The sequence below is a fragment of the Burkholderia lata genome, assembly GCF_902499335.1.
GTDB classification, from domain to species: domain Bacteria; phylum Pseudomonadota; class Gammaproteobacteria; order Burkholderiales; family Burkholderiaceae; genus Burkholderia; species Burkholderia lata_B.
The window spans coordinates 1-604 of sequence record NZ_CABVQK010000057.1; the positions used below are offsets into that span (position 1 = coordinate 1).

Here is a 604-nt window from a genome sequence, read left to right on the forward strand (position 1 = left end):
TAACCGCGATCGGCCTGCACGATGACGGGCTTTGACAGAGGCCGCCCCCGCTTGCCCCGAATGGGCGGAATGGCCTCGATCAGAGGCAGCAGTTGAGTGACGTTGTTGCGATTGGCGCCCGTGAGGATCAGCGCGAGCGGGATGCCCTGCGCTTCGGTAACGAGATGGTGCTTTGAACCGGGTCGCGCCCGATCGGTGGGATTGGGTCCTGTTTTGACCCGATCCCACTGCACGAATGGAGGACGAATCGATGACCACACGCGACCAGCCGATCCCAGACGCCCGCCTGTTGCCAGTCGCGCAGTCTGCGCCAGCAGCTCATGCCCGAGCCGCAGCCCATTTCCTGCGGAAGCATTTCCCAGGGAATACCGGATTGCAGCACGAACAGGATGCCGGTCAGCACGGCGCGATCGTCCAGAGGCTTGCGGCCCGGGTATCGCGTACGGCGTGGCTTCGGTGGGGGTAGCAACGGTTGGATCAGTGACCACAGTTCGTCATCGAGTATCGGTTTGGCCATGGCCTCCTCGTCAGCGAAACAACGAAGAGGTTAACAAAACGCGCGGCGGGTTAACAGCCCCCAAACAATCATTTTGTTAGAGACTTT

At 61.1% G+C, this 604-nt stretch carries 1 pseudogene; it reads right to left on the reverse strand.

Features of this window, described 5'->3' with window-relative positions:
• Positions 1-517, reverse strand: a pseudogene (locus tag BCO18175_RS40435) (IS5 family transposase); the annotation flags it as partial.
• Positions 518-604 lie beyond the last annotated feature (87 nt).